Here is a 1,431-nt window from a genome sequence, read left to right as displayed (position 1 = left end):
GTCCTCGGCGGGCGTGTCGCCCGCCTCGGGCGCGGCCTCGACGGCCGGCTCCTCGGCAGCGGCCGACTCGGCGGCGGGTGCGGCCTCGGCGGCCGTGGTCTCGGTGCCCTCGGGGGTGGTGGCCGCGTCCTCGGTCGCGGTCGCCTCGGGAGCGGGCGCGGCGGTGGTCGCCTGGTCCTCGTCGTGCGAGCGCTGCTGCTCGTCGGGCGTCTCGGTCACTGGGTCTCCACTCCCTCGATGGTGACGGGGGTGGTGGGGGTGCCGTCGGAGGCACCTCCGCTCACGCCCGCGTCAGCGACTGCCTGCACGACGTCGAGGCCCGACGTGATGCGGCCGAACACGGTGTATCCGCCTGCCTGGTCCGAGGGGATGGTCGAGTCCTCGTAGACCAGGAAGAACTGGCTGCCCATCGACTCGCCGTCGCCGCCCTGGCGGGCCATGGCGATGGTGCCGGCGGGGTAGACGTCGTCCGCCGGGGCGTTCTCGACGGGGCCGAAGCTGTAGCCGGGGCCGCCGGTGCCGGTCCCGGTGGGGTCGCCGCACTGCAGCACGTAGATGCCGCTGGTGACGAGCCGGTGGCAGTCGGTGCCGTCGAAGTACCCCTCCTGCGCCAGGGTGACGAAGGAGGCGACGGCCTGCGGGGCCACGTCGCCCTCGAGCTCGATGCCGATGTCCCCGGCGCTGGTGGTGATCGAGCCGGTCCAGGCGCGGCCCTCGGCGGCCGACGGGTCGGGGACGACGCCGCCGTTGCCCGTCCGCGCCTCCCCGCCGGTGGTCTCGGTGGCGGGCGTGGTGGCGGCGTCGGCGGGCTGCTGGTCGTCGCCGCCGAGCAGGAGCGCGGCGCTGACGCCGATGCCGACGACGAGGACGCCGACGACCCCGGCGGCGACGAGCTGGGTCCGCCGGCGGCGTGCCTGCTTCTCGGCCAGGCGGTGCTGCCACTTCTCGTACCGGCGGCGCTCGTACTCACGCTCGCGCTTGCTGGACGCCACGCACACTCCTCGTCTCGGTCGGTGGCGGGAGCGGGCGCGTCCGCGCGCACGTGCGCGGGGCGCGCGGGCTCCCGCGCCAGCGACCAGTCTAGGCAGGTCGGCGGCCCCCTCGGTCGGACCGCGGGCACGCGCGCCGCTAGCGTGGCCGGGTGCGCATCCTCGGAGTGACCGCCCCCGTGTTCGCGGCGACCTGCTGGCTGGTGGTGGCGGACGACGGGACGTGCGTCGTGGTGGACCCGGGTGCGGGCGTGGCGCCCGCGGTGGCGGGGCTGGTCGCGGAGCACGACCTGCGCGTGGTGGGGGTGCTGGCGACGCACGGGCACGCCGACCACGTGTGGGACGCGGCGGCAGTGGCCGGCGCGGCGGGGGCGCCGCTGCGCCTGCACGCGGCGGACGCGCACCGCCTGGCGGACCCGTGGGGCACGCTCGGCGAGGCGGC

3 protein-coding genes are annotated in these 1,431 nt (G+C 77.1%); 1 reads left to right on the top strand and 2 read right to left on the bottom strand.

Annotated elements, in window-relative coordinates:
- A partial coding sequence (locus EBM89_RS20680) for a hypothetical protein (protein ID WP_199732231.1) occupies window positions 1-219 on the bottom strand: 219 nt, incomplete at its 3' end.
- A complete protein-coding gene (locus tag EBM89_RS20675; protein ID WP_122151420.1) occupies window positions 216-992 on the bottom strand; it encodes a peptidylprolyl isomerase in 777 nt (258 codons plus the stop codon). The genes EBM89_RS20675 and EBM89_RS20680, both read right to left, overlap by 4 nt.
- Window positions 993-1,141: 149 nt before the next feature.
- Here EBM89_RS20675 and EBM89_RS20670 point away from each other — a divergent pair.
- A partial coding sequence (locus EBM89_RS20670; RefSeq protein ID WP_147463659.1) for an MBL fold metallo-hydrolase occupies window positions 1,142-1,431 on the top strand: 290 nt, incomplete at its 3' end.

Origin of the sequence: Cellulomonas triticagri (assembly GCF_003696205.1) — a bacterium.
Classification (GTDB): domain Bacteria; phylum Actinomycetota; class Actinomycetes; order Actinomycetales; family Cellulomonadaceae; genus Cellulomonas; species Cellulomonas triticagri.
Note: the sequence above shows the minus strand (reverse complement) of the source record. Positions and strands in the feature narration are given on the sequence as shown.